The 26,783-nt window shown below is 52.0% G+C and carries 21 protein-coding genes; 16 read left to right on the top strand and 5 right to left on the bottom strand.

The window, feature by feature from the left end; genetic code table 11:
- The first annotated feature begins 64 nt into the window (after positions 1–64).
- From AC6B99_RS05135 to AC6B99_RS05115, 5 genes are all read left to right on the top strand, one after another.
- On the top strand, positions 65–1,498 hold the full coding sequence (locus AC6B99_RS05135; RefSeq protein ID WP_056033776.1) for a sugar phosphate nucleotidyltransferase: 1,434 nt from the start codon (positions 65–67) through the stop codon (positions 1,496–1,498).
- Positions 1,499–1,511: 13 nt separating this feature from the next.
- Positions 1,512–3,266, top strand: coding sequence for a phospho-sugar mutase (locus AC6B99_RS05130; protein WP_496662910.1), 1,755 nt, complete (start codon positions 1,512–1,514; stop codon positions 3,264–3,266).
- A gap of 38 nt (positions 3,267–3,304) precedes the next feature.
- Positions 3,305–4,636, top strand: a complete 1,332-nt coding sequence (locus AC6B99_RS05125; protein ID WP_496662909.1) for a UDP-glucose dehydrogenase family protein — start codon at positions 3,305–3,307, stop codon at positions 4,634–4,636.
- A 235-nt stretch (positions 4,637–4,871) separates the two neighbouring features.
- Positions 4,872–7,001 carry an S-layer homology domain-containing protein gene (locus AC6B99_RS05120; RefSeq protein ID WP_155973035.1) on the top strand — a complete coding sequence of 710 codons (2,130 nt, stop codon included), beginning with the start codon at positions 4,872–4,874 and terminating at the stop codon, positions 6,999–7,001.
- 108 nt (positions 7,002–7,109) lie between these two features.
- Positions 7,110–8,192 (top strand): hypothetical protein, encoded by a 1,083-nt coding sequence (locus tag AC6B99_RS05115; RefSeq protein ID WP_494862481.1) that lies wholly within the window; start codon positions 7,110–7,112, stop codon positions 8,190–8,192.
- 10 nt (positions 8,193–8,202) lie between these two features.
- Here AC6B99_RS05115 and AC6B99_RS05110 read toward each other — a convergent pair whose 3' ends face one another.
- On the bottom strand, positions 8,203–8,571 hold the full coding sequence (locus AC6B99_RS05110) for a helix-turn-helix domain-containing protein (protein WP_056033790.1): 369 nt from the start codon (positions 8,569–8,571) through the stop codon (positions 8,203–8,205).
- A 406-nt stretch (positions 8,572–8,977) separates the two neighbouring features.
- Positions 8,978–9,232 carry a GlsB/YeaQ/YmgE family stress response membrane protein gene (locus AC6B99_RS05105; RefSeq protein ID WP_056033793.1) on the bottom strand — a complete coding sequence of 85 codons (255 nt, stop codon included), beginning with the start codon at positions 9,230–9,232 and terminating at the stop codon, positions 8,978–8,980.
- A gap of 246 nt (positions 9,233–9,478) precedes the next feature.
- On the opposite strand from AC6B99_RS05105, the gene AC6B99_RS05100 reads away from it, so the two are divergent.
- The 8 genes from AC6B99_RS05100 to AC6B99_RS05065 all read left to right on the top strand — a co-directional run bounded on the left by AC6B99_RS05100 (position 9,479) and on the right by AC6B99_RS05065 (position 17,832).
- Complete coding sequence (locus AC6B99_RS05100) at positions 9,479–9,862, top strand: hypothetical protein (RefSeq protein WP_056033796.1); 384 nt, start codon at positions 9,479–9,481, stop codon at positions 9,860–9,862.
- A 410-nt stretch (positions 9,863–10,272) separates the two neighbouring features.
- A complete protein-coding gene (locus tag AC6B99_RS05095; protein ID WP_056033799.1) occupies positions 10,273–10,701 on the top strand; it encodes an SRPBCC family protein in 429 nt (142 codons plus the stop codon).
- A complete protein-coding gene (locus AC6B99_RS05090; RefSeq protein ID WP_099518552.1) occupies positions 10,685–11,092 on the top strand; it encodes an ArsR/SmtB family transcription factor in 408 nt (135 codons plus the stop codon). The genes AC6B99_RS05095 and AC6B99_RS05090 overlap by 17 nt, the downstream gene beginning before the upstream one ends.
- A gap of 233 nt (positions 11,093–11,325) precedes the next feature.
- Positions 11,326–12,639, top strand: a complete 1,314-nt coding sequence (locus AC6B99_RS05085) for a glycosyltransferase (RefSeq protein WP_496662908.1) — start codon at positions 11,326–11,328, stop codon at positions 12,637–12,639.
- A gap of 127 nt (positions 12,640–12,766) precedes the next feature.
- The gene (thrC, locus tag AC6B99_RS05080) at positions 12,767–14,161 is read left to right on the top strand and encodes a threonine synthase (protein WP_494881755.1); all 1,395 of its coding nucleotides are present in this window, start codon (positions 12,767–12,769) and stop codon (positions 14,159–14,161) included.
- An 89-nt stretch (positions 14,162–14,250) separates the two neighbouring features.
- On the top strand, positions 14,251–14,997 hold the full coding sequence (locus AC6B99_RS05075; RefSeq protein ID WP_056033808.1) for an SDR family NAD(P)-dependent oxidoreductase: 747 nt from the start codon (positions 14,251–14,253) through the stop codon (positions 14,995–14,997).
- Positions 14,998–15,414: 417 nt separating this feature from the next.
- Positions 15,415–16,158, top strand: coding sequence for a UMP kinase (gene pyrH / locus AC6B99_RS05070; RefSeq protein ID WP_056033930.1), 744 nt, complete (start codon positions 15,415–15,417; stop codon positions 16,156–16,158).
- Positions 16,159–16,302: 144 nt separating this feature from the next.
- On the top strand, positions 16,303–17,832 hold the full coding sequence (locus tag AC6B99_RS05065; protein ID WP_494862472.1) for a stalk domain-containing protein: 1,530 nt from the start codon (positions 16,303–16,305) through the stop codon (positions 17,830–17,832).
- A 231-nt stretch (positions 17,833–18,063) separates the two neighbouring features.
- Here AC6B99_RS05065 and AC6B99_RS05060 read toward each other — a convergent pair whose 3' ends face one another.
- On the bottom strand, positions 18,064–19,326 hold the full coding sequence (locus tag AC6B99_RS05060; RefSeq protein ID WP_056033812.1) for a glucose-1-phosphate adenylyltransferase: 1,263 nt from the start codon (positions 19,324–19,326) through the stop codon (positions 18,064–18,066).
- Between the two features lie 163 nt (positions 19,327–19,489).
- Here AC6B99_RS05060 and glgB point away from each other — a divergent pair, with 163 nt between their 5' ends.
- The 3 genes from glgB to AC6B99_RS05045 are packed head-to-tail and all read left to right on the top strand — an operon-like array spanning position 19,490 to position 23,816.
- Entirely contained in the window at positions 19,490–21,406 is a 1,917-nt protein-coding gene (glgB, locus tag AC6B99_RS05055; RefSeq protein WP_496662907.1) for a 1,4-alpha-glucan branching protein GlgB, read from the top strand.
- A 53-nt stretch (positions 21,407–21,459) separates the two neighbouring features.
- On the top strand, positions 21,460–22,890 hold the full coding sequence (glgA, locus tag AC6B99_RS05050; RefSeq protein ID WP_494862468.1) for a glycogen synthase GlgA: 1,431 nt from the start codon (positions 21,460–21,462) through the stop codon (positions 22,888–22,890).
- A complete protein-coding gene (locus tag AC6B99_RS05045; protein ID WP_496662906.1) occupies positions 22,890–23,816 on the top strand; it encodes a hypothetical protein in 927 nt (308 codons plus the stop codon). The genes glgA and AC6B99_RS05045 overlap by 1 nt, the downstream gene beginning before the upstream one ends.
- Positions 23,817–23,916: 100 nt before the next feature.
- Here the strand turns inward: AC6B99_RS05045 and AC6B99_RS05040 are convergent, their stop codons facing one another.
- Positions 23,917–25,662 (bottom strand): alpha-glycosidase, encoded by a 1,746-nt coding sequence (locus AC6B99_RS05040; RefSeq protein ID WP_056033823.1) that lies wholly within the window; start codon positions 25,660–25,662, stop codon positions 23,917–23,919.
- Between the two features lie 40 nt (positions 25,663–25,702).
- The gene (locus AC6B99_RS05035) at positions 25,703–26,515 is read right to left on the bottom strand and encodes an SDR family oxidoreductase (protein WP_056033826.1); all 813 of its coding nucleotides are present in this window, start codon (positions 26,513–26,515) and stop codon (positions 25,703–25,705) included.
- Between the last annotated feature and the right edge of the window lie 268 nt (positions 26,516–26,783).

The following is a 26,783-nucleotide window of genomic DNA, read 5'->3' as shown; positions in this document are numbered from 1 at the left end:
TACGCTTGTGCAGCGCAGCTTTTCTTTCACCACAGTTTCAATTGCAAAAGGAGGAGCAAAACCAATGAAGCTGATTCTTTTATCCGGCGGTTCAGGTAAACGGCTGTGGCCGCTATCTAATGATGCAAGGTCGAAGCAATTTTTGCGTATTTTGGATGGGCCCGGCGGGCTAAAGGAATCGATGGTCGAGCGGGTATGGCGCCAGCTGGGCGAGACGGGCCTGCAAAGCTCATCCTATATCGCCGCAGGCAAGGCGCAGGAGGAAATGATTCGGGTGCATGCCGGCTTGTCGGTGCCGCTCATTATTGAACCAGAGCGGCGGGATACGTTCCCGGCTATCGCTTTATCGGCGGTTTATTTGTACTCCGTTGCCGGAGTCAGCCTGGATGAGGTCGTGACGATTCTCCCGGTTGACCCCTATGTGGAGGATGCCTTCTTCCATAAAATAAGCGAGCTTGAGCAGGTCATTCGCGATTCTGGCTGCGATATGGCGCTGATGGGCGTCAAACCGACCTTCCCATCGGAAAAATACGGCTACATCGTGCCGGAGACTGACGAGCCTAAGCTGATTATTAATGCGGCAGGCGACGTCACGGAAGCGGAAGTGAATGACGCAGAAACAGGCAATGCCCGCTCGTACAGGCTTGTTCGGCACTTCACTGAAAAGCCGCGCGAGGATGCGGCATCCGAGCTAATGCAGCGCGGAGCGCTTTGGAACTGTGGCGTGTTCGCCTTCAAGCTCGGCTATTTGATTAATCTGCTCATCGAGAAGCGGATTCCAATTCAATACGACGAGCTCGTCAATCAATACAGCACGCTGGTGAAAACAAGCTTCGATTACGAGGTCGTTGAGCGGGCCAAGCAGGTTGCTGTGCTTCCTTTTGACGGCTGCTGGAAAGACCTTGGCACCTGGAACACGCTGACAGAAGAAATGGGAACGTCGGAGCTTGGCGAGCATATTACGACAGAGCTTGCAACGGATACGCATGTCATTAACGAGCTGGGTATTCCGATTACGATTCTGGGCATCAAAAATGCTATCGTCGCTGCTAGCCCCGACGGCATTCTCGTTTCCGACAAAGCGTCCAGCCCGCGCATTAAAGAAGTGCTGAAAAATAGCGATAAGCGCCCGATGTACGAGGAACGCAGATGGGGCTACTACATCGTGCTTGATTATTTGAAATATCCGGACGGCAGCGAGGTCATGACGAAGCGCGTCTGCCTCGATAGAGGGAAAAACTTCAGCTATCACTATCATAACAATCGCTGCGAGGTGTGGACGATTTTGTCCGGTGAAGGCGAAATGATGCTCGATGACCAGCTGCGGACCGTAAAGGCTGGCGACATTATTAACATCCCTCTAGGCAGCAGACACTGCCTGCTTGCCCTTACACCGATGGAAATGATCGAGGTTATGAGAGGAACGCAGCTTGTAGAAGAGGAGAGCGTCAGGCTGGAAGCGGATTGGAATGACATTATGCAATATTGCATGATTTGAAGGAGCTAACAGGATGAGGAATGCTATTGCAGAGCAGCTGGATTATGCGATTGATCGGAGATACGAGCGCTGGAGGGAAGCAGAACTGCCCTTTTACCTTCGAAAAGAGCTCGGAGAGCTTGGAGCAGGCGATTTGACCGACCGCTTCTACAAGCATCTTCACCTTGGGCCGGAAGGCGTGCGGGAGAAGGTAGGCGCAGGAACGAACCGGATGAACATCTACACGGTGCGCCGCATCGCGCTGGCGCTTGCTGGGGAAATTCGCAGCGGCGGCGAGGAGGCGAAGCAGCGCGGTGTTGCGATTGCTTTTGACAGCCGAATTTTATCGCGGGTGTTCGCGGAACAGGCAGCGCTCGTGCTGGCCAAAAACCGCGTGAAGGTTTATCTTTTCGAGCAGGCCCGGCCTACGCCGGAGCTCTCCTTCGCTGTCCGTTTTCTGCAAGCGGCAGCCGGGCTGATGATTACAGCCGGCCATTATCCTTATGATTACAACGGCGTCAAGCTGTTCAGCTCAGATGGCGCTGTCATGGCGCCGGAATACAATCAACTCGTAGCAAGGCGCATGGAGGGCATTGAGGAGGAGGTTGCCATTCCGCTGATGGATGCGGAGGAGGCGGTGCGGCAAAGGCTGCTTGTACTTGTCGGTACAGAGGTGGACAAGGCTTACCACAGCAAGCTAGCGGACATTATCGTTCGCCCGACAGCCTTTCGAGCTGGGCGCTCGCGGCTGCGCGTTATATATACGCCGCTGCATGGCAGCGGAGGGCAGACGCTGCTGGAGCTGCTGAAGCAAATGGGCTATCGCGATGTGGAAAGCGTGCCGGAGCAGTCCCAGCCAGACCCGCTTTTTCCGACCATTGATGAACCAGACCCTAACAATTCCAATTCTTACGGGCGGGCGCTGCTGCTCGCCGAGCGGAAGCAGACGGATCTGATTATGGCGACCGATCCCGAATCGCAGCAGCTTGGTGCAATGGCTCGGTACAAAAGCCGGGAGTTCCGCTTGCTGTCCGCGAACCAGCTAGGCAGCTTGCTGCTTGAATATCTTTGCGCGCAGAAGCGTGCCAATGAGCCGGTTTACCCAGCAGCCTTCTACAAGTCGCTGCTGACGACGGAGCTTAGCACAGCGATAGCAAGACGCTACGGTCTTCACATCGTAGAGACGCCGCCGGGCTTCCGCCATATTGCCGCTCGCATAGCGGAGGAGGAGCAGCTTGGGGCGAGAAAATATTTTTTCGCCTTTGATGAGACGGGCGGCTGCTTGCCGCAGGCGTTCGTCAGAGATAAGGATGCCATGCAGACGCTGCTGCTCACAACAGAGATGGCGGCTTTTTATAAAAGCCGCGGCCTGACACTATGGGATCAGCTGCACAAGCTTTATGAGGCATATGGCTTTTATTTGGAGGATCAGGTCAGCCTGTCCTTTCCCGGCCTTGAAGGCTCGCAGCGGCTGCGCAATGTGATGCGCAAGCTGCGGGGCGAAGTGCCGGAGAAGCTTTCCTCGCTGCGGATTCGCAGCATTTACGATTCCGAGGAGCACGGCGTGCGAGCGCTCGGCTTCAGCAAGGAAGCTGCGAATCAGGAGCTGGGGGCGAATGTGATCAAATATGTTTTCGAGGATGGAGCTTGGTGCGCGCTTCAGCCTACCGGGGCAGGCACGTCGCTGCGGCTTTACTACGGAGCGAAGGATTGGAGCGAGGTGCGCTGCAGGCGCAGGCTGGCAGCTATTCGTACGGCGCTGCTCTACGATGTGGAGACCATTTTATAATAGAAAATTTCAAAATAAATGATAGGAGCTGGAGCTTGATGAACGTAACAGTGATAGGAACGGGATATGTAGGATTGGTATCGGGCGTATGTTATGCGGAGAAAGGCAATCATGTCATCTGTGTCGATAAGGATGTAAGCAAAATTGAGCGCCTGCGCAGCGGTGAAATTCCCATTTATGAGCCAGGGCTCAAAGAGCTGGCCGATAGCAATACGGCGGCAGGACGCCTCTCCTTCACCGATGATTTGACCGAAGCGATGGCTCTGGCGGATGTTGTCATTATTGCGGTAGGCACGCCGCCGCTGCCGAATGGCGAAGCGGATATGCGATTTGTCGAGCTGGTAGCACGTGAAATCGGCTACGCGCTTAACGGCTATAAGGTTGTTGTTGTGAAAAGCACAGTGCCGGTCGGCACGAACGAACGCGTTCGCGGCATTGTGGCAGCGATCAGCGATTACCCGTTCGATATCGCCTCCGTTCCTGAGTTTCTGCGCGAAGGCTCGGCAGTCAAGGATACTTTAAATCCAGACCGCATCGTTATCGGCTCGGAGAGCACGCGTGCAGCAGAGGTACTGACAAGCCTGCACAAGCCGTTTACCGACCAGCTCATTATGACGGATATCCGCAGCGCCGAGATGATCAAATACGCCTCCAATGCGTTTCTAGCTACGAAAATATCGTTCATCAATGAAATTGCCAACATTTGCGAAAAAGTAGGCGCGGACGTGACGGAGGTTGCCCACGGCATGGGGCTCGACCGCCGGATAGGTTCCTCCTTCCTGCGCGCTGGCATTGGCTATGGCGGCTCCTGCTTTCCGAAAGATACGAAGGCATTAATTCAAATTGCCGGCAATGTGGAATACGACTTCAAGCTGCTCAAGTCGGTCGTAGAGGTCAATCAGCATCAGCGCTACGGCGTCATCGACAAGCTCAAGCGGGCGCTAGGCAGCATGCATGGCAGACGCGTTGCGATTTGGGGCCTTGCGTTTAAGCCGGAAACCGATGATGTAAGAGAAGCGCCTGCGATTGAAATTATTGAATCGCTGCTTGCGCTTGGCGCAATTCCACGGGTAACGGACCCCATTGCGGTCGAAAATTTCCGTTCGCTGCTGAACCACCCTTCTATTGAATGGTGCGATTCCGCGCTTGATGCGGCGAAGCATTGCGACGCTGTCTGCCTGCTCACGGAGTGGGAGGACTACACGAAGCTCAATCTCAAGGAAGTGGAGCGCGTCATGGCGAGCCCCATTCTCATTGACGGCCGCAATGCGATCAGCAAAGAACAGCTGGAAGGCACGCTGTTCGCCTACTATCCGGTGGGCAGACCTATGATGAACATCGAAGACATTGCGATACATGAATTGATTTAGGCAGCTAAGAAAAAAATGCTAGAAGGATTTTTGAAAAGGCAAGCGGAGTGGGAGGTTTGAGTTGGAGAAGCGGGAGCGTTCGTATTTGCCCCATGATTTTGACCGCTTAAGCGGATTAATTCAAGGAAATCAGGGGGCAATAACGATCGGAAACCAAGCCTTCCACGCAGTGCAGTTCCTTTTCAACAGCCTTCTACATCGATTTTCCATTTTCGAAAGAAGAGGTGAGGACGTAATGAGGTTTACGAAAAAAATCGTCTCCGCTGCCCTGGCGGCAGCTGTTGCGGGTACGGCGCTGTCCGGATTGCCGCTCAGCGAGCGGGGCTTGCTGGAGAAGCTCGGCATTGTTCAGACGGCGCATGCGGGTGCAGCCGAATCCTTTTACAGCAGTGAGTTTGTTAAACGCCTGCTGGAGCTGCATCAATATTTGCAAATGGGCGATCCGGCTGACGTACAGGAGGTCAGAGACCTGCGGGACGAAATTGCAACGCTCAGCTTTGAAGCCAATGGCCAATTGATTGCTCCAATATGGAATAAGCTAGCTGGCAAAATAGACCCTTCTGTTCAGCAGCCGCTTTTCGACTTTATGGTAGCGGCGGGAAGCCTGCAATATGATCCTTCTTTTGATAATTTAGAGGCGATTCGCAAAAACCCGGCCTATAGCGGCGCTTTGCAGGCAGTAGCAGCACTTGCGAGGCAAAATCATCTCACGGTGGATGACGCCATGCAGTTTATGAATGCGCTGGAGCAAAAAACGACGTCGCTAGTTTCGGAGAAAAGCAATACCGAGCTGCTGCTTCTAATGGCGAGCGAAAGTGAGCAGACGAAGCTGCTTGGCGATGCGCTGGAAACGGTTCTTTCCGATACCTCGACCTACAAAGTGAGTGCTGTATTAGCCAAGCTGGACATTACGAAAAAAGACATGGTAGATACCGTCACCAATTTCCGCAACCAGCTTAAGAAGGAGGTTCCAGCCATCCGCTCCATGATGATTGCTTATATGCGATCGGGTGCGAAGGAGACGGTGGACATCGACCATGAGGGCCGCAAGCATACGTACAAGCTTTCGATTTTTGGTCGTGAGGTTCCCAAAGAATTGCTGGTCTGGTCCAAAACGTCAGGCAGCAAAGATGTAAAAGTTGCGCAGTCGGGCGTAGTAACGATACCGGGCTCGGTCGTTTCGGCGAAAGCGACGCTGCGGGCAAGCCTGCTCGGCAAAGTGCTTTTCGAGAAGGAAGTGACGCTCGGCAAGGAGGAGCCTGAAGTACCAGAGGACGACCTTCTAGCCGAATACCACAAGGAAATGAATACGATCATTTCGCAGTGGTCGCAGTCGTCGTCCGAGCAGAAGCAAGTGCTGCTAGGCCAGGCGGTAGAACTGCTGCAGACGACCTGGAAGCAGGAAAATACATTCGACGTTACACCGTATGTGACGGTCGATAAGGGCTATATCATTTTCAAGCCGCCGGTTGAAGCGATGCAAAACTATTTGACTCGGCGCGAAGCGGTATGGAAGGTGCTCGGCGAAAGCTTCGCCAAGCTGGGAACGGGCAGCAGCATTGACCAGTATATTGTGAATATGCCTTATTTCAATTTTAGCGAATATTTGAGCGGCTCGACATTGACAGCGGGAGCCCAGGAGGGGATTTTGCCTGCTGAAACGCCCAGTCTTGTAAATCCGGACGTCGGTCAGGCAGTTGCCGAGGCTGCGACAGATGCTGTAACAGAAGCGGTGCTGGAGGATACGCTTGAAACGGAGGTTTCGATTGTTTATCCGGTAGATCAAGCGGCCGCAATCGTAAATCCTGCCCCCTCATCCTTTCAAGATCTGGACAGCGTATATGCATGGGCAGGCAAGGAAATTGAAGCGATAGCAGCCAAAGGCATTATTGACGGTGTGGAGGATTTGCATTTTGATCCAAACAAAATGGTGACGCGGGCGGAGTTTGCCAAAATGCTCATTCGGTCGCTGGATTTGAAAAATGCATCGTCAGACAGCACGTTCAAAGACGTGCCAGCCAGCCAATGGTATGCGCCATATGTGAGCGCAGCTGTGAAGAACGGCCTTGTACAAGGCCGAAGCGGCAATCGCTTCGAGCCGGAGGCAACCATTACGCATGCTGAAATGGCAACGATGATTGCAAGGGCGGCGAAGCTATCGAAGGGATTAGAAGTGCCATCCGACGTAAAAGCCGCACTTGCCGATATGAAAGATGCGGACAACCTGCATCCATCGTTGAAGGCGGGCGTTGCCTTCGCGGCAGCGAACAGCCTGCTTCCACTGGAGCAGGGCAGCTTTCCGGTCAATGCCAATACGACACGCGCCGAAGCAGCGGTCATGCTGTATCGTTTGATTAATCTATAGCTCAAGCTATAGCCCAAGTTTTAACCTGCAGCATAATGGCCCAAATGCCGGATAAAGGTGATAACACCTTTGTCCGGCTCTTTTCGCGTAAGAAAGGATGGATACAGGATGAAAAAACGCATTTGGAAGACGATTTTAATAACCGCTGCAACGATCGCTGTTCTGCTTATCGGTACGGTCGGTTTCTTCTATTGGAAAATCAGCTCGATCAGCTTGGAGGATATCCAGCAGCGGCGTGCCGCTTTAGTGGCTGAGCAGGATGGCACGGCACCAGCCTCTGGCGGGGCGGCCAATCAGGCGGAGCTGCCGTCCTCACTCGATAGTGCGGTTGGCAAAGCGGAGCAAATCGCAGGCAAGACTATCAAATCCGATGACGCGCTGGACGTTGCTGCTATTTTGCTGAACTCCGGGCTTTCATTCCGCGAAATGTATATTTTGCTAGGGCAATCGGATGAGGAGCTGACGACGGAGGAAAAGCAGGCCATACGCGATTTGCTGCTGGCTAAGCTGACGACGGAGGAAATTGACGCCCTGCGTTCCATTACGAAGCAATATGGTAAATATTTGGCGATCGTGGACACGAACTATCCGATAGAAGCGGTTGGCGAAAAGGACGATGCGAAGCGCAAGGCGATTTTGGAAAAAGCGAAGCAGGCCAAGGAGGAAGAAGAGGGCAAGCAAGCTGCGGAGGCGAACGGTCAAGAGACGGCTTCCTCCCAGGCAAGCTCGGCTGGCAAGACGGACGGAACTGCAATAACGGATGAGCCAGGCAAGCCGTCAGGCGGGAAAGCAAGTACGGCTACGGACAACAAGACAGCCAGCCAGACGAAGGATACTCAAAGCAAGACCAAATCTCTCAACAGCAAATATGAGTCACAGCTTTCGGCATTAAAAGGAAAATGCGTCAGCAATGCCAATCAGCTAATGACACAGGTTGTTGCGGCAATAAACAAAAGCTCGGAACTGGATGAAAAGGCGTTGCAAGGGGAGCTGCTGGGGAAAATTGCTGCTGCAGAGGCTTCTTGCGATAAACAATACCAAGCATTAATTAACAAGGCTGAAACAGAATATAAGGAAGCTGGTATAGCCTTTGCTAAAAAATCAACGTGGACGCAGGAATATCAATCCATTAAAGCGGAAATTCGCAGCAGCGCCATCAACAAACTGAACGCTGTTCAAGCAAGCGGATAAGGGTCACCGACTAGGAAGGATTTTGTGAAGGGTCGCCGGATGAAGTGCGGTCGCGCACAACGCGTTCAAGCAGCATCCGGACAAGCTCTAAATCCTCCTGCTCCAGCGGAACGCCGTCCCAATGAAGCTGCTCATGATTGAAAAACTCCTTGGCGTTGTTGCTCGGTTCCTGTTGATCAGGATAGTCCGTTAATCCTAGCAAATAATCGGATGTCGTATTCAATTTCTTCGCAATGCTTTGAATGGTCTCCAAAGTAGGCTGCCGATAGCCGGATTCATAGCCTGCATAGGTACTTTTAGCCACGCCTACGGTATCCGCTAGTTGCTGCATGGAGTACTTTCTTTTTTTTCTGAGTTGTTTAAGGCGTTTAGCAAACATGAGGACCTCCTATTAACCTTCGGTAACTACAAACATTTTACAGATATTAAAAACCAATTACAACCGATGCCAGCACGGCCGAAAGGCGTAAAATGCTAGATTTTTCAACGGCTGATCATTTAGGCCTATGTCTAGATTAACAACCTCAGAGCAGCAACACAAGTCTTGTAATTTGAACAATTTCTTGAATAAATATATTTTTTGAGCATAGTGAAAAATAAAGTATATATTATTACAAATTATGACACGATATTCGATTTTCGACATGGCTTTTTGTCGCTAATGGTCGTTTAATGCTTGCGAAAAAAATAGCCTGAAAAACCAAACAACCTGACATTATGCCTTCTGGCGTCAGGTTGTTTAGTTATTCTACATTTATTTATTCAAAAAATATTGGTGAAAAAAATTATGCTCGTCTTCTTCGTCCAGCCAAGATCAGGCTAAGAATGAACACCAATACGACTGCGCCAATTAACGCTGGAATGAAATAGAAGCCGCCGATGACCGGACCAAGCTCGCCGAAGATCAAGCCTCCGAGCCATGCGCCGATAAAACCTGCAATAATATTTCCAATGATGCCTCCGGGAACATCACGCCCAACGATCATTCCTGCGAGCCAACCGATAATGCCTCCTATAATTAACGTCCATAAAAAACCCATATTGATCACTGCCTTTCTCTTTGTGTTTTTGCTGTTCACCGATGTGTAGCTTGTGTCAGCTGTTGTAGTGTCTCATGTTATCTATGTAACCATAATTACGCGTCGCTAATCACAAATCATACAGGAAGGTTTTGGTTACTCTAATCAGTGCCTAGTCTATTGACATGAAACCAAAAGGTTTCGTATAATCCAAAAGGAAACCAAAAGGTTTCGCATGTGCAGGCATGACTTGAAGGAGGAAGCGGGATGGCGGATGAAGGACTGCTGAAAAAGCTGCGTTATAAAGAGGGACAGGCTGCGAAGGTATGGAATGCCCCGGAGGGCTATGCGCCTGGGATCGCTGAAGATACGAGTGGTGCAGGCCCATATGGCTTCGCCCAGCTTTTTGTTCATCATGCAGCGCAGGTGAGGGAACAGCTGCCGATCGTATTGCCGCAGCTTGAAGAAGACGCGGTATTCTGGATCACGTATCCTAAGCAAAGCGCGAAGGCTGGGGCAGATATTAACCGCGACAGCTTGGCGGCGCTAGTCATGGAGCTTACACCGTATAGACCTGTGAGCAATGCCGCTGTGGACGAGGTGTGGTCAGCGCTGCGATTTCGCCATACGGACAAAGTAAAGAAGAAATAACTGCTGACGGCATAACTGGCGGCGTAACTAGCACCATAACTGACGGTGTAACTAGCTGCAAAACGAATTGCATAACTGACGGAGTAACTAGCACAATAACTGAGGGCATAACTAGCTGCGTAACTGGCGGCATACATGAGGCCGCTAATGAAAGAAAAACGGCAATCAAATGCCGGTCCGTCCTCACGGACACAGAATCCGCTATTTGTGATAGAAAGTGAACTTATTTAAGGGCGGCGGACAGGAGCGCCGTTATTTGCCCGACAGAGCCGTAAAATGAGGCTTAAAAGCACAAATAAGCGCGCTGGTGTCCGATAAAATAGGGAAATGCAATGATTTTGCGTATATAACGGATCTGGTGTCCGCAAGAACTTAGAGAATAAAGCGATTAGAAGAGGAGACGATTGACAATGAGCAGCGAAGCGGCAAATACGCTGCCGGATATCCGGCAGACGCTGGTGCTTAAGGCGCCGATAGACAAAGTGTGGAAGGCGGTAGCGACGTCAGAGGGCATCGCCGCATGGTTTATGCCCAATGATTTTCAGCCGGAGGAAGGTTATGAGTTTCAGCTGGAAGCTGGCGCATTCGGAAAGTCTCCCTGCAAGGTGACGGTCATCGATCCGCCGAATCGTCTCTCCTTCAAATGGGGCAAGGACTGGACGCTCTCCTTCGAGTTAAAGGCTGTAGGAGCAGACACGGAGTTTACGCTCATTCACAGCGGCTGGAATGCGGATACGGTGACGGAGTTCGGACAGCCGCATGAAATCGTGCGCGGCAATATGGACAAGGGCTGGACGGGCATTCAGCAAAGGCTGGCTTCGTATGTCGAGGCACAATAGCAGCGAGGCGGCGGAGCCGAAGGCTGAGGTGTTCCAAGCGATTGCCGATCCGACGCGCCGCAGCCTGCTTCGGCTGCTTGTTGATGAGGAGATGCCAGTCACGGTCATCAGCAGCCATTATGAGATGAGCCGGACTGCGGTATCGAAGCATTTGCGAATTTTGGCCGAGGCAGGATTGGTCAAAGAGCGCAAGGTTGGCCGGGAAACCCGCTACCGGCTAGATACGGAGCCTTTGCAGCAGCTAAAGCGATGGATCGCCTTCTATGAGCGTTATTGGGAAAATAAGCTCGGTGCGCTTAAGCGTTACGTAGAGGAGGATGGCCAGGGGGAGGGAGCGGATGCTTTTCCGGCTCCAGCAGTCGTGAAAGCGCCAGCTGCGAAGCGGGATTGAAGCAAAAGTCCCGCTCGGTTGGATGCCTTGGCTGCTGGATCCGGCTTCAACGGATTCAGTCTAGCCAAGTGTGACAGAACCTCCTTTGCTTGCTCCGATAGCCCGAAGCTTCCGTCTTATGGTCTTTGGGCATATATGTATACGATAGATGAGTTGACAATTTCCTGATTTTTCGTCATACATATAAAGAGCAAGGAAGAGAATGGGCAGCAAGGAACCGGAGGTTATGGATAATGGGCAGGAAAATTATGTTTACAGGCGGAGGGACGGCAGGCCATGTGACCGTTAACTTGGCGCTGATTCCCCGTTTCGCGGAAGCCGGCTGGCAGATCCATTATATTGGGTCGGAAAATGGCATTGAGAAGCAACTTACTGCTCCACTAGAGCAGCTTACATATCATGGTATAGCGACAGGCAAGCTTCGGCGCTATTTGGACTGGCAAAATGTGAAGGACCCCTTCAAGGTTGTTAAAGGGGTTTTTCAAGCTTATCGGCTCATACAGCGGGAGAAGCCAAACGTGATTTTTTCCAAGGGCGGCTTCGTTTCCGTTCCGGTTGTGCTGGGCGCGTGGCTCAATCGGGTGCCGGTGCTTATTCATGAATCGGATCTGACCCCGGGACTGGCGAATCGCATTGCAATCCCTTTCTCGACGGGCGTGTGCACGACCTTTCCCGAGACGGCGCAGCATTTGCCGTCAGGCAAGGCGCATTATGTTGGCGCAGTCATCCGCGATGAGCTGGGGCGAGGGGTTGCCTCGCGAGGCAGAGCCTATTGCGGTCTGCTGCCTGCATCCGAAGCAGCTGATGCAGCAGCCTCGGGAGCAGCAGGCAGCTCACAGACGCTAAGCAAGACGCCGCAAGGGCAGGCGTCAAAGGAAAGCGCCGCCCATTCGGCTAACCCTGCCAAGCTGGTGGTGAACATTTCGGGAAAAAGCGTGAGAGCCGAAGAGTCTGCCGCGGAAACAGTGAAAGTATCAGCAGCGTCAGCAATAGTAGACGAAAAGGGGGCATCGCGGGCAGAAACAGGAGGAGCGAAGCCCGTCCTGCTCATTATGGGCGGCAGCCTTGGGTCGCGGGCGATTAATAAGGCGGTGCGCAGCGCGCTTAGCGAACTGACCCGCAAATTCAGCATCGTGCATTTATGCGGCAAAGGACAAGTTGAACCTGCCCTTGAGACGGCGGATTACAAGCAGTTCGAATACATTAATGAGCAGCTTCCCGATGTGCTGGCGATGAGCGATATTGTGCTTTCGCGCGCGGGTTCTAACGCTATATTTGAGTTTTTGCATTTGCGCAAGCCAATGCTGCTCATTCCGCTTACGAAGGCACAGAGTCGAGGCGATCAGCTGCTCAATGCAGATTCGTTCAAGTCTTCTGGCTTTTGCGAGGTGCTCCATGAGGAGAAGGTAGCGCCGGATACGCTGCTGGCGGCGATTGAGGATGTCTACCAGAACCGCGCCGCATTCATTAAGCGGATGGAGCAGGAGGAGCGCCGCGACACCTTGTCGCAGCTGTATGAGCTGATTGTATCGTCCGCGCGGAAATAACAGGCAAACCTCGCAGCGCGGCGCGGGCATTTCGGCGATGAAATACAGGCCATATTTCAATAATCCATTCGATTTTAACCGGAAACGATGATATGATGTTACAAAAGAATGTCGGAGGGATTACCCGGTGGAGTATATTAGCACAAGAGGAAATGTTGGCAAAATCGGATTTATCGACGCTTTTCTAATGGGACTTGCAGATGACGGAGGCTTGCTCGTTCCGAGTGAAATTCCTGTTTTTTCAGCTGAGAAACTGAAAGCGTGGCAGAACCTGTCTTATCAGGAGCTGGTGCTGGAAATTTTCGGCTATTTCACGAATGATGAAATTCCAGCGGAAGATTTGCGGGCGATGGTGGATGCCAGCTATGGAACATTCCGCGACTCAGGCGTAACGCCTGTTCGCCGCTTGAAGGACAACCTGTATTTGCTGGAGCTGTTCCACGGCCCAACCTTTGCATTTAAGGACATTGCGCTGCAATTTATGGGCGAATTATATACGTATGTATCCCGCAAGCAGAACAAGACGATCCATATTCTTGGCGCGACCTCCGGCGATACGGGCGCATCGGCGATTCAAGGCGTTCGCGGCAAAGACGGCATTAAAATTTGCATTTTGCATCCCCATGGCAAAGTCAGCAAGGTGCAGGAACTGCAAATGACGACAGTGCCGGACGACAACGTCTTGAACTTGTCGGTCGATGGCAATTTTGACGACTGCCAGCGCATTATCAAGGATTTGTTCGCTGATTTGGAGTTTAAGTCTGCGAACCATCTGTGTGCGATTAACTCCATTAACTTTGTGCGCATTTTGGCGCAGACGGTTTATTATTTCTATGCTTACTTCCAGGTTGCGAAGCAGCAGGATGTGAAGGAAGTCAATTTCAGCGTGCCGACTGGCAACTTTGGCGATATTTTTGCAGGATACCTTGCGAAGCGCATGGGCCTTCCGGTGAACAAGCTGATTTTGGCAACGAACGAAAACAACATTTTGGAGCGTTTCATCAAGGAAGGCGTGTATATGCCGGGAGATTTCCGCAGCACGTACAGCCCTTCGATGGACATTCAGGTGGCAAGCAACTTCGAGCGTTATTTGTATTATGTGCTGGGTGAAAATTCTCAGCTGATTACAGAGCTGATGAACCAGTTCCGCAAGGAAGGCAAGCTCGTTATTTCTGGAGACGATTTGCAGCGGGTGCAAGCTGAATTCGGCGCTCATGGCGTTGGCGGACAGGAATGTCTTGATACGATCAGCAAATACAACGCGGAAACTGATTATTTGCTTGACCCTCACTCCGCTTGCGGCGTGGCGGCAGCCGATCAATGTGCTGAAAGCGGCGATGTAACGATTTCGCTGGCTACTGCGCATCCGGCCAAGTTCGACGAGGCGATTCGCCTTTGCGGCATTGAGCAGGCATTCCCTGAGCAAATTTCGTCCTTGTTTGAGAAAACGCAGCGTCAGACTCGCGTAGAAGGAACGCAAGAAGCGATCGTCAGCGAGCTGTTGAAATTTTATAACGCTTAAGTCGCGCATAAAAAGCTTGAGCAGCCGGTCAGAGCCTATCTGATCGGCTGTTTGTGCATAAGGAAGGGAAACGAGGAGGCAGCTGATCAATGGACTATAGTGGAAAAATAGTGCTGGTAACCGGCGCCGCGCGCGGCATCGGCTTGGTTGTTGCGACAAGCTATGCGAGGCAAGGAGCTCTTGTCATTGCGGCAGACAGGGACAGCGAGGGCGCTGAGGCCGCAGCCGACCACATGCGAGGAGAGGGCGGCAAAGCTGCTGCTTATACAATCGATTTGGCTCAGCCAGCGGAAATCGAAGCGATGTTCGCTTTTATCAGCGAGACCTACGGCGGCATAGATGTGCTGATTAACAACGCGGGTTATGCGGTGTGGAAGTCGCCTTACGACCTTGCGGTTGAAGAATGGGATGCGCTGCTCCATACGAATTTGCGCGGCACTTTTTTATGCGCAAGGGAAGCGGCAAAGCTGATGCGCGGCAACGGAGGCGGAGCCATCGTCAATATGGCCTCGACCCGCGCCTTAATGTCTGAGCCCAATACGGAGGCGTATGCGGCTTCCAAGGGCGGCATCGTTGCGCTGACGCATGCGCTGGCTCTTTCTTTTGGCCCGGATCGCATTCGCGTCAATGCCATCAGCCCCGGCTGGATCGAAACCGGCGATTATGAAGCACTGCGGCCGGAGGATCACAGCCAGCATCCATCCATGCGAGTCGGCAAGCCGGATGATATCGCCAAAGCCTGCTTTTATTTGACCGATCCGGGCAATGATTTCGTTAATGGCATTAATCTCGTCGTCGACGGCGGCATGACGCGCAAAATGATTTACGAGGAGTAGCGTCATTTCGTATCCGCATCGCAAGCCCTAAGCCTAAGCTACTATTGCAACTTGCCTAGCGCTGGCGTAGAATAAGACAAAATCAAGAAGGAATAAAGGAAGGAGATGGGAATATGGAGCGAAAGCCAAGGCAATGGAACAGCCGGTTTTGCCCGTCCAGCCCGAAGCGCGTTTCTATTTCCATTCCTTTGAAGCACCAAGGCATATCATGCTTTGGTGTTTTTTTATGCCTTTTTTTCAAAATATAAGACTTTATAAGTTTCATCCTTATATCCGCTTAGAATTCTCCGACAAAGCTCTTCGCACGTCCCGGAAGGACGACGAAGTCATTTTTGCTTGAGTCGCTATTTAAATGGTTCAGTCCCCAATGTTCTGCTTCTTGCGAACGTTAATTTAACTGGAGGTGCATGATTGATGATGAATAACAAGTATAAAAGAGTGCTGATTAAGCTGAGCGGCGGAGCGGTTGCGGGTGGAAGCGAGTTTGGCTTTGAACCCGAAAAGCTGGAGCATATCGCAAGAGAAGTGCTGTCCGTTGTAAAAATGGGCGTTGAGGTGTCGCTCGTTATTGGCGGCGGCAATATTTTTCGCGGCAATATGGGCGAAAGCTGGGGCATTGAACGGGCAGAGGCGGACAATATAGGTACGCTTGCGACCGTGATTAACAGCCTTATGCTCAGAGGCGTGCTGAAGGCCAGAACGAAGAAGGAAGTGCGCGTCATGACGGCGCTGCCTGTCAGCAGCGTTGCCGAGCCTTACATCCGTTTGCGGGCGGTGCATCATTTGGAGAAGGGGTATATCGTCATTTTTGCAGGCGGCAACGGACAGCCGTATGTGACGACGGATTACCCATCGGTGCAGCGGGCCATTGAGGTGGGCTGCGATGCTCTGCTGGTCGCGAAGCAGGGCGTAGACGGCGTGCTTGACGCCGATCCCAAGCTGCACAAGGGCGCGCGGAAATTCAAATCGCTGCACTATAATGATGTGCTGGACCAGCAGCTTAAGGTGATGGACCAGTCGGCGTTTATTTTAGCACGGGACTATAACCTGCCGATTCATGTGTTTAATTTCGACCAGCCGGGCTCGATGAAGGCGATTTGCCATGGCAGCCATGTCGGAACGCTGATCAGCAACAGCTCTGTGCTGGAGATGGACGCCTGAGCTTTTCATCGCCCTCATCTTCATCCCCAAGGAATGAATGTCTAAATAGCCAAATAGCCAAATAGCCATCAAGCTGCAACCTTCCAATTGGGAATGCCGTCCATATAGACAGCTTGTAAATGGTCATTGGGGGTAGTGATGAAGATGTTCAACATAACGACGACAAGGAAATCTAATAAGAGCGGGAAGGCTTGGCGCAGCTTGCTGGCGTTTACGCTCCTAGCAGCGCTTGTATGGACGGGTGGCCCGCAAAGTGCGGCGATTGCCAGCGGAGAGCAAGCAGCAAGCCTGTTGCAAGAGCAAGGGCAGGAGCAAGCTGCTGAGGCCGCCCAAGCCGTCCCCAAAAGCTTCACGCAAATAGAAGCCGCCCATAACTATACGATTGCGCTGCGCAGCGACGGCACGGTCTGGGCTTGGGGACGCAATTTGTGGGGAGAGCTTGGGCTGGAGGGAAATCCAGGCTTTCGCAATACAGTAGCTCCTGTACGTTATTCCGGACTTTCCGATATTGTCTATATTCATATCAATAAGAGCGACCAAAACTATATGGCGGTAAAGGCAGACGGAACGGTCTGGACCTGGGGCCATAATGGCAGCAGCGGGAAAAATGCGAATGGGCTTCGGCAGGTGGCAGGCGCTGCTGGCGTAGCGAAGGTGGCAGGCGGCTACGGCTACGATATAGCTTTATTGAATAATGGCACGGTCTCAACATGGACGAAGCAGCAAGACGACACCGGAAAGCTCAGCTTTGGAAAGCCAGCTGCCGTGAAGGGCTTAAATCAAGTCGTGCAGGTAGCATACGGTTACCCTAAGGCTTACGCCGTGAAGAAGGATGGAACGGTATGGAGCTGGCAGCCTGTGGCGACGCCCCGCGATGGCGCGGAGACGATTAAGCCTACAGCTCCGGCTAAAATATCCAGCTTGTCCGGCATAACCTCCATCGTCGCGTATAGCGGCGGTCTAATGGCATTAGATACGAAAGGAAAAGCGTGGAGCATTGCTGAAAAAGGCAAAAAACAAGCGCTGTATCCGATACTGACGCTGAAGGAGATAAGCGGAAGTGCGGGCAGCCTGCTTATGCTGACGACCGATGGCGAGGTTTTTGCATATGGATATACCGCTACTGGCAAGCAGGGCAAAGTGCGAGGGCTCACCCGGATCAAGCATATCGCAGCGGGGGAAGACCACGGCGTTGCCATTGATGAGGATGGCAAAGCATGGGGCTGGGGCCATAACAAGTTTTATGAAGCGGGCGGACCATCCGAACGCAGCGATGGCATGGTTTATACGCCCATGCAAGCAAGGCCGGCTGTTGATACGTTTATAAATGGGCAATGGCTAAGCAGCATATACCCTGCCCTGCCGCAAGGCGAGACGGTATATGTGCCGATAAAAGACGTAGCTAAAGAATTAGGCATGACGTTGAGCTCCGTTCTTAATAAAGAAGGCTTCAGAATTTATACGCTTAAATACAAGGAACGCTCAGTAACCTTCCGTATAGGGGATACCCAGGCGAAAGCAGGCAATACGACGTTTAAGCTGCCAGAGGCGCCGATTGTTTATTCCGGTGCGACGGCCGTTCCTTATCAGCTGCTTGAGCAGGGGTTTGGCCTATCGGTTCAATGGAACGAGAAGCTTAGCCAGTTGACGATATCGGATCAGTCTGACGAATAATGGAACAAAGCTTCTAACAACCTCAAAAACCCCTCGGCCCACATTGCTTCGTGGACCGAGGGGTATTTTTTGAATTTCTCGGAATGAAACGCGCTGCGCCGCCAGAGGACGGTGACAGCCGTTTCACCTTGCATAACCCGCTATATAATTTGCTGATTCGGCAAGCAGGGTAAAGCGAGCGTCCTGTCGAAAGTAATGGGATACCAAGACATCCACTTATGACACATCACTTTAATAGTGCAAGACGCTATTGCTGAATCGCTCTTCTCCTGTACCAACAAGCTCTGTCGCTGATTTCTCAAACTGCTCTAATTGTTCAAGCGCCTTCAATTTGCTGCTGCCATTCATAAAATGAGCCACAATTGCTTCGCCGGGGGCGACGACGGCTATGTCTCCGTGATTTCTCTCCCCGATGATTGCACCGTCATGAATAACGGCGTTTTCGCCAATGATGGCTCTATGAATAATAACATTGCGCCCAATTTTTGCACCGGGCATAATGATGCTTTCGGCGATGCCGCTGCCTTTTCCAATGCTGACTCCTGCACCGAGCACCGAGCGTGAAATCCGGCCTTCGATTGTGCAGCCTGGATGAGCAATGCTGTTGCTCAGCACGGCTTGCGGGCTGACATAGGGCTTGCGCACCTGCTGAACCTCTTTGGATCGCAGAGGCCAAGTTTCTGTAGATAGGCTCATCTCGCCGTCAAGCAGCTCCATATGCGCTTCCCACAGGCTTTCCACAGTGCCGACATCACGCCAGTAGCCCTCGTATGGATAAGCGTTCAAGTTTTCCTCGGCAGCCAAAATGGCGGGAATAATGTCTTTGCCAAAGTCATGGCTTGAATGAGGGTTAGCGGCGTCCTCCAGCAGGAAACGTCTTAAATCTTGCCAGCGGAACAAATAAATGCCCATAGAAGCCAAGTTGCTTTCCGGGTTCGCCGGCTTCTCCTCAAACTTCATGATGCGGGACTGCTCGTCCGTATGCATGATGCCGAAGCGATGGGCTTCACGCCATGGCACCTGTTTGACGGCAATTGTTGCCATCGCCTTGTTAGCCTTGTGAAATTCCAGCATCGGGCGATAATCCATCTGGTAAATGTGGTCGCCTGACAAAACAAGCACATGCTCGGGATGATGCTCGTCCACATAAGCAATATTGCGAAGAAGGGCATCAGCCGTTCCCGTGTAGCAGCCTGAGCTTGATACCCGAGAAGCAGGCAGCATCGTAATTTCGCCAGAATGCTTCGTCGTTGCTGAGCGAAGCCAAGCTTCTCCATCGGTAATGTGGTCGTGAACCGAGTCGGAGCAATATTGGGTAAGCACGCCGATGGTGCGGATGCCCGAGTTAATGCAATTGCTTAATGGAAAATCAATCATGCGGAAGCGATCGCCGAAAGATACGACGGGCTTGGCCATTTGGCCTGTAAATGGGGCTAAACGACTTCCTTGTCCTCCAGCTAGCAGCATAGCGATGCAATCGGTATTATTAGGCATAAGGCTTTTTCCCTCCAGGCCGTCCGTGACGGGTTGTTGTAAGGTATTTTTAAACGACTGAAGGGCGCTTGAAACGGTTGAGTCAAAATCAATTTTTAAGGTTAATATTAGCTTTCGTGTGCGTTACTATACGTTCATTGCGAACATAAAGCGGGTGAAATGGATGGAAATCTCCACATTGTCCGAAGAGGAAATATTTCTGTTTCATGAAGGAACATGGGCGCATAGCTATCGAAAAATGGGCGCTCACCAATCTACTGAGCATGGAATCGAAGGCATTCGCTTTAACGTTTGGGCGCCGGAGGCACGAGAGGTTCGTCTGGCGACGGATTTTAACGGGTGGCATGGCGGCAATGAGCCGCTAACCCGGCTTAACAAGTCCGGCATATGGACAGGCTTCTTCCCGAATATGCCGAAAGGCGCTTTGTATAAATATGAAATCATAGCCCAAAATGGTGAGAGGCTGCTCAAAGCTGATCCTTATGCCGTTTATGCCGAAGTAAGGCCGCAAACCGCATCGCGCGTCTGGTCGCTGGACGGTTATTCGTGGCAGGATGAGGCGTGGATGCGCGGAAAAAAAGCGCCGTACGCCCGTCCGATGAACATTTACGAGGTGCATCTTGGCAGCTGGCGCAGGCATAAGGATGATACTCTGCTTTCCTACAGCGAGCTGGCTGATCAATTGGTCGCGTATGTAGCGGATATGGGGTATACCCATCTGGAGCTGCTGCCGCTGACCGAGCATCCGTACGATAAATCATGGGGCTATCAGCCGACAGGCTATTATGCCGCAACTTCCCGCTACGGTGAACCGCAGCAATTAATGGAGCTGGTGGATCGCTGTCATCAAAACGGTATCGGTGTCATTCTAGACTGGGTGCCGGGGCATTTTGCCAAGGATGCGCATGGCTTGCGCCGCTTTGACGGCTCGGCTCTGTTTGAAAATGACGACCCGCTCATTGCCGAGAAGCCCGGCTGGGGAACACTCGCCTTCGATTACGGAAAGCCGGAGGTTCGCAATTTCTTAATTTCGAATGCCTTGTTTTGGTTCGATCTGTTTCATATTGATGGCTTGCGCGTTGATGCGGTCACCAGCATTTTGTATCATGATTTTGATAAAAAACCAGGCCAGTGGCGTCCGAATGAATTCGGCGGCAAGGAGCATCTGGAAGGCATCGCTTTTTTTCGCCAGCTGAATAAGACGGTTTTTCAATATTACCCGCATGCCCTTATGATGGCCGAGGAGTCGCATGCTTATCCCGGCGTTACGAAAGCGGTCGACGAAGGCGGGCTTGGCTTTAATTATAAGTGGAATATGGGCTGGATGAATGACACGCTCAGCTATGCCAAGGAGCATTTTTTCAACCGTAAAACCAAACATAATCTGCTGACCTTCCCGATCTGGTATGCCTGGCAGGACAATCATGCGCTGCCGCTTTCCCATGATGAGGTCGTGCATGGGAAAAAATCGCTGCTGAACAAAATGCCCGGAAGCTATGAGCAGAAATTTGCCGGACTGCGGCTGTTCTACGGCTATATGATGACCCATCCAGGCAAAAAGCTGCTGTTCATGGGCGGCGAATTTGCCCAGTTCATCGAGTGGAAGGACGACGCGGAGCTGGACTGGCTGCTGCTGGATTATGAGCCGCATTGGCGGATGCAGGCTTATACCCGCAGGCTGAATCAGCTGTATGCCCAGGAGAAAGCGCTGTGGAAGCTCGACCATGATTACAGGGGCTTTGAATGGATAGAGCACGAGGATGATTTGCAAAGCGTCCTCTCATATCGCAGATTAGCCAGCCCGAAGGGGGAAGCGCTCATTATGCTGTGCAATTTTACCGATTACGCGCATCCGGTTTACCGCATTGGCGTACCGAGCGCAGGCGATTATGAAATCGTGCTGAACAGCGATGAGCCCGCTTATGGCGGATCGGGTTTTCAAGCGGAGCTGCTGCGGGAAGGTGGCGCCATTGCATCGCAGCGCATCAGCTGGCATGATAAGAAAAACAGCGTAGAGCTGCCGCTGCCGCCGTTATCTATCCTTATTTTGCGGCGAGTAAAGGTTCAGCGTTCCCGTTAAGCGTTAAATCGGCATTGCAGCTTTATGAAACCAAAGAGCAGGGGATGAAATGCATGAACGTATTGTTTGCGGCAGCGGAATGCGTGCCATTTATGAAGACGGGCGGCCTTGCTGATGTAGCAGGCTCACTGCCGGAAGCATTGAATGAGAAGGGCGCCAATGTGCGCGTTATTATGCCGCTTTACGCTTCGGTGAAGGACGTATATCGAGCGCAGATGAAGGAGCTTGGCTTCATTTATGTATCGGTAGGCTGGCGGCAAGTATATTGCGGCATCAAGGAGCTGGAACATGACGGAGTCGTCTATTATTTTATCGACAATGAGCATTATTTCCGTCGCGGCTCGGCTTATGGCTACGGGGATGACGGCGAGCGTTATGCGTTTTTCTGCCGGGCTGTGCTTGATGCGCTGCCGGTAATGGGCTTTATCCCCGATGTGCTGCATTGCCATGATTGGCATACGGGCATGATTCCCGCCCTGCTCAAGCATCATTATTGGCATCGCCCGGAATATTCCCGCGTGAAGACGGTGTTTACCATTCATAATTTGCAATATCAAGGCAATTATCCGCATCATGCGCTGGGCGATTGGCTGGGATTGCAAAATGAGATGTTCACCCCGGATGGAGTTGAATATCATGGTTCGGTGAGCTTTATGAAGGCGGGCATTCAGCTTGCAGACCGGGTGACGACCGTCAGTCCGACCTATGCCAACGAAATCCGAACTGCTGAATACGGGTATGGCATGGACGGCACGCTGCGCGCCAAAGGCGACCGGCTTCTCGGCATTGTCAACGGCATCGACGCCCGCAGCTACAATCCGGAGACCGATCCGTTCATTCCATTCCCATACAAGGACAGCCTCAACGTGAAAAAGCAAAATAAAGCCGCACTCCAGCAGGAGCTTGGACTGCCGGTCAACGATGCCATTCCCCTAATCGGAATGGTCGGCAGGCTAGTGGATCAAAAAGGGCTGCCCCTCGTGCTGGAAGTGCTGGACGAGCTGCTGCAAACGGAAAATATCCAGCTTGTGCTGCTCGGTACGGGTGAGCCCGAGATGGAGCATGCATTCCGTGCAGCTCAGCATCGTTATCCGGACAAAATGGTATCGTGGATCGGCTTTGATGATGGCGTAGCCCGCCGTATTTATGCTGCCTCCGATATGTTCCTCATGCCGTCGCTATTCGAGCCGTGCGGCATCAGCCAGCTTCTGGCGCTGCGGTATGGCAGCTTGCCTATCGTGCGAGAAGTAGGCGGGCTGAAGGACACCGTTCAAAGCTACAACGAGTGGACGGGAGAAGGCAACGGCTTCTCCTTCACCAATTACAATAGCCAAGAAATGCTGAATACGATTCGCTATGCCATTCATATATGGTGGAATGAGTCGCATCGGGGCAAGCTCACCGCCGCCGCCTTTGCTGGAGATTACAGCTGGGGAGCATCTGCGGAGCGTTACATAGCGCTTTATACGGAGCTGGCTCTATAATGATTGAGAATGAAATTGGTCTTGAAAAAGGAGTGCGACCGGTGATGATTGAGCGCTTATTGGAGCTGCAGCAGCGTATTTACCACTATCAAATGGATATTAAGCAAAGCTATGGCCCGGAGCACGCTATTTGGTCACCCGGCAATGATGCTAAAGTCAGCTTTGCCCAGGTTGGCGACCAGTACGAGCTGATGTTTTACGGTGTTGGCTATGATGAAGATCCTTCGATTGCCGCAGATGATTTCGACTACGAGACGAACTATCCTTTTGTAAAGTTCTTGGAATTTATTTGTTTGCCTGAGGTGGCTCCCCATCTTGCATCGCTAACCTTCACGGGGCCTGATGAAGGCGCGAACGGTCTGAATGAATGGAATTTCTCGCGCATCGTGCATTCGGAGGCGGAGTTTTCGGCACTGCGTTCCTTCCTCGTACAGCTCACAGATTCAGGCGATCATAACGTCCGCTTCATTGGGAGCGACTATGAAGAGGAGCATGGCATGGTGACGAAGCTGCTTGCCAAAATGCCGGCTGTTCTCACTTTCCAGACGCCTACAGTGCCAGATGAGGCTTTTTTCGCGATTGAAGGCCATCCGCTCCGCGAGTTGAGGCTGCAGGTAGGTTTTACAGAGGAATCCTTTATTGCCCGCCTCGCTGCCTGTTCCTATTATAACGATTTACAGCAGCTGGACTTTTCTGAGCGGATTGAAACGATTGATGACGTGCCGGAGGATGCAATTCCTTATACAAGCTATGAAGCATTGTTCGCCTCTGAGCGTTTTAACCGCCAGCCGCATTTTCATTTCAAGCTGCGCCATTCTACGCTGACATTAGATGAGGTAATCGCCCTTGGCAAGCTCCAGCCCAAGGTGCAATTTCTGTTCATTGAGGGGCGCGGAGGGCGCTATGCTTCGCATTTATCCGATTAAGCAGTACAAAGAAGGGACAGGCCATCGACAAAACCGATGCCTGTCCCTTTTCTGCTGCCTGTTCAAGTCCTATGCAAGTTCTATTCAAGCTGCTTTAACTTTAAATGTTCCGGTACAAAATCCGGTAACCCATCGGTTCCAGCTCAATGCGAAGCTGCTCCTCGAACGTTGCCACTTCTTCCTCGGTAAGCGCATCACGCCAGCCGCCAGCCAGCATCGGGTGGGCGAGGAATACATTTTCCTCCGTATTGTTCATCCAAATGGTGAAATGCTGCTTATTGTTCATCCGCTCATAGACGAAGGTGCCTTTCTCGCTGCTCGCTTGCAGGAAGCGGAAGCGGCCGCAGCGCAGCGCCTCATGCTTTTTGCGGAGCGAAATGATGATGCGATAAAAATCATGCAAATCCCGATCCTGCTTCGCCTCGTCCCATTCCATGCATTTGCGGCAATCGGGGTCGCCGCCGCCTTGCAAACCAACCTCATCGCCGTAGAAGACGCAAGGAACGCCCATCGACGTCATCATAAACACCGCTGCCAGCTTGGCCCGCCGTTTATCGCCGCCCATTCTGGTCAAGGAGCGCGGGATGTCATGGCTCGATAGCAGGTTAAGCAGCGCCTCGTTCGTCTGCTGCGGATAACGCACGAGCAGGCGGTTCACCTCTTCGGCAAAATCCGATGCATGCCTGCCGTTGTTTGCGAAAAAATCAAGCACGCTGTTCGTAAAGGGATAGTTCATCGACGAATCGAACTGGTCGCCCTGCAGCCAGCGCAGCGCGTCCCCCCACACCTCGCCGATAATGTAGGTCTCATGCTTCACAGCCTTGACTGCGCCGCGGAATTCCCGCCAGAAATGATGGTCGATTTCGTCGGCGACATCGAGCCGCCAGCCGTCAATATCCGTTTCACGAATCCAATGGACGGCGACGTCGAGCAAATATTTTTTAACTTCAGGATTGGCGGTGTTGAGCTTGGGCATGTTGCCATAAAAGCCGAACGTATCATAGTTCGCTTTGCCATCCTGAACAGCGACCGGAAAGTGGTTCAAATGAAACCAGTCCTTGTATTTGGACTTTTCTCCATTTTTCAGCACATCCTGAAAATGGGGGAATTGCTCGCTCACATGGTTGAACACCGCATCCAGCACGACGCGAATGCCGCGCTTGTGGCACTCATCGACCAGCTTCTTGAGCAGCTCAAGATCGCCGAACTGAGGATCAATCGTATGATAATCTACCGTATCGTATTTATGATTAGAGGGCGAAGTGAACAGCGGTGTCAAATAAATCGCATTTACGCCCAAATCGCTAATGTATTCCAGCTTATCTAAAATCCCCTGCAAGTCGCCGCCAAAGTGCGAATGAATATCGGGCGTTTCTCCCCAAGGCCTTACGTAATCATGGTCGTTTTCCTTGTCACCGTTATTGAAGCGGTCTACCATGATTTGATAAAAAACCGCGTTTTTCGCCCAATCTGGCGCATCGAACAAGTCGACCTCATGAATGTAGGGCACCTCGAAATAGCCGCCTGGAGGCGTCGGCTGCTGCGCATAAAATCCGGTCTCGATCTTCCACATCGTCTCTGTGCCGGCATGCAGACGGAAGCCATAGGAGAAGCGTTTGTATTTCGGGATGATAACGCCCTCCCAGTAATCAAACAGCTGATCGGACGCTATTTTTTCCATTACAATCTCTTGGAGGTTGCCATTCCAGTCGTATTTGTCTCCGGCGACCATGACGACATCCTCCACATCATTTTTTTTCGTGCGCAGCCGGATGTGATAGGTGCTCAAATCATAGGCGTAGGCCCATTTGTGGCTTGGGGTGTGGTGAATGGCTTCTCTTAGCATAAATAGTTGTTTCTCCTCTCCTGCCCTGCAGTTGGTTTAGCTAGCCGTGAAGCAAGGATTCCGCTCCGTCAATGTATACCGTTGTGCCCGTAATGTGATATGAATCATCCGAGCCGAGGAACAGCGCAAGCTGGGCGACTTGCTCAGGGGAGCCGGGCCCCTTCTCCAGCGGCTGGTCGCCTTCCGGAAAGTTGACCGGAATTTGCACCTCCTCCAAATAAGGCGAGCGTTTCGTGCTTTTATCAATATTCGTCTTAATCGAGCCAGGGCAGATGGCATTGACGCGAATGCGGTAATTCGCCAGCTCCAGCGCCGCCATCTGAGTGAAAGCGACCTGCGCCGCCTTTGTGCTGCTGTATGCGCTGAACCCGATATTCGAGAAGACGCGGTTGCCGTTAATGGAGCTCGTAATCAAAATGCTGCCGCCCTTTTCCTTGAGCGCTGGAATGGCATGCTTCACGGTCAGAAACGTGCCGTTCAGGTTAATGTTGATCGTCTTGCTCCAATCCTCCAGCTTCATCAGCTCAATGGGCGCCATGGAGCCGTTAATGCCGGCATTGGCATAGACGATGTCAAGCTGGCCCAGCTTGTCTAACGCCAATTTATACGCCGCTTCGATCGCTTCCTCGCTTGAAATATCGGTCACGGCTGTTGCGCAAGTGACGCCGAAAGCTTCGGCCTCCTGCTTGACCTTGGCCAGCCCGTCCTCATTCACATCGAGCAGTGCCAGATTAGCGCCTTCCTTGGCGAACAGCAGTGCCGCTGCGCGGCCGATGCCAGAGCCGGCTCCCGTTATTAGAGCAGCTTTGCCCGCCAGTCTGCCGTTGCCTGTCCTCGTTTGTTCATTCGCCATCGTCGAAAACCTCCTGCAATGTATAATGATGTTTAGGGAACATGTCCTGCAAATGCGTATTCTGTTAAGATGATCTAATTTCTCTTACCCTAAACCAATCGGGTGTTCCCAACTATTTCAATTTTTATTTTGCGGCTTCTGCTGGACAATCGGCGACCACAGCGCACCTATCCATTCTTTGTTCATACAAGTTTACAAGTTGGAAACAAGTTCGATATATTGGCGATGCAAAATTGCATTATGCTGCGATCTAATGGGTAATCTGGGT

Source organism: Paenibacillus liaoningensis (assembly GCF_059609455.1).
Note: the sequence above shows the minus strand (reverse complement) of the source record. Positions and strands in the feature narration are given on the sequence as shown.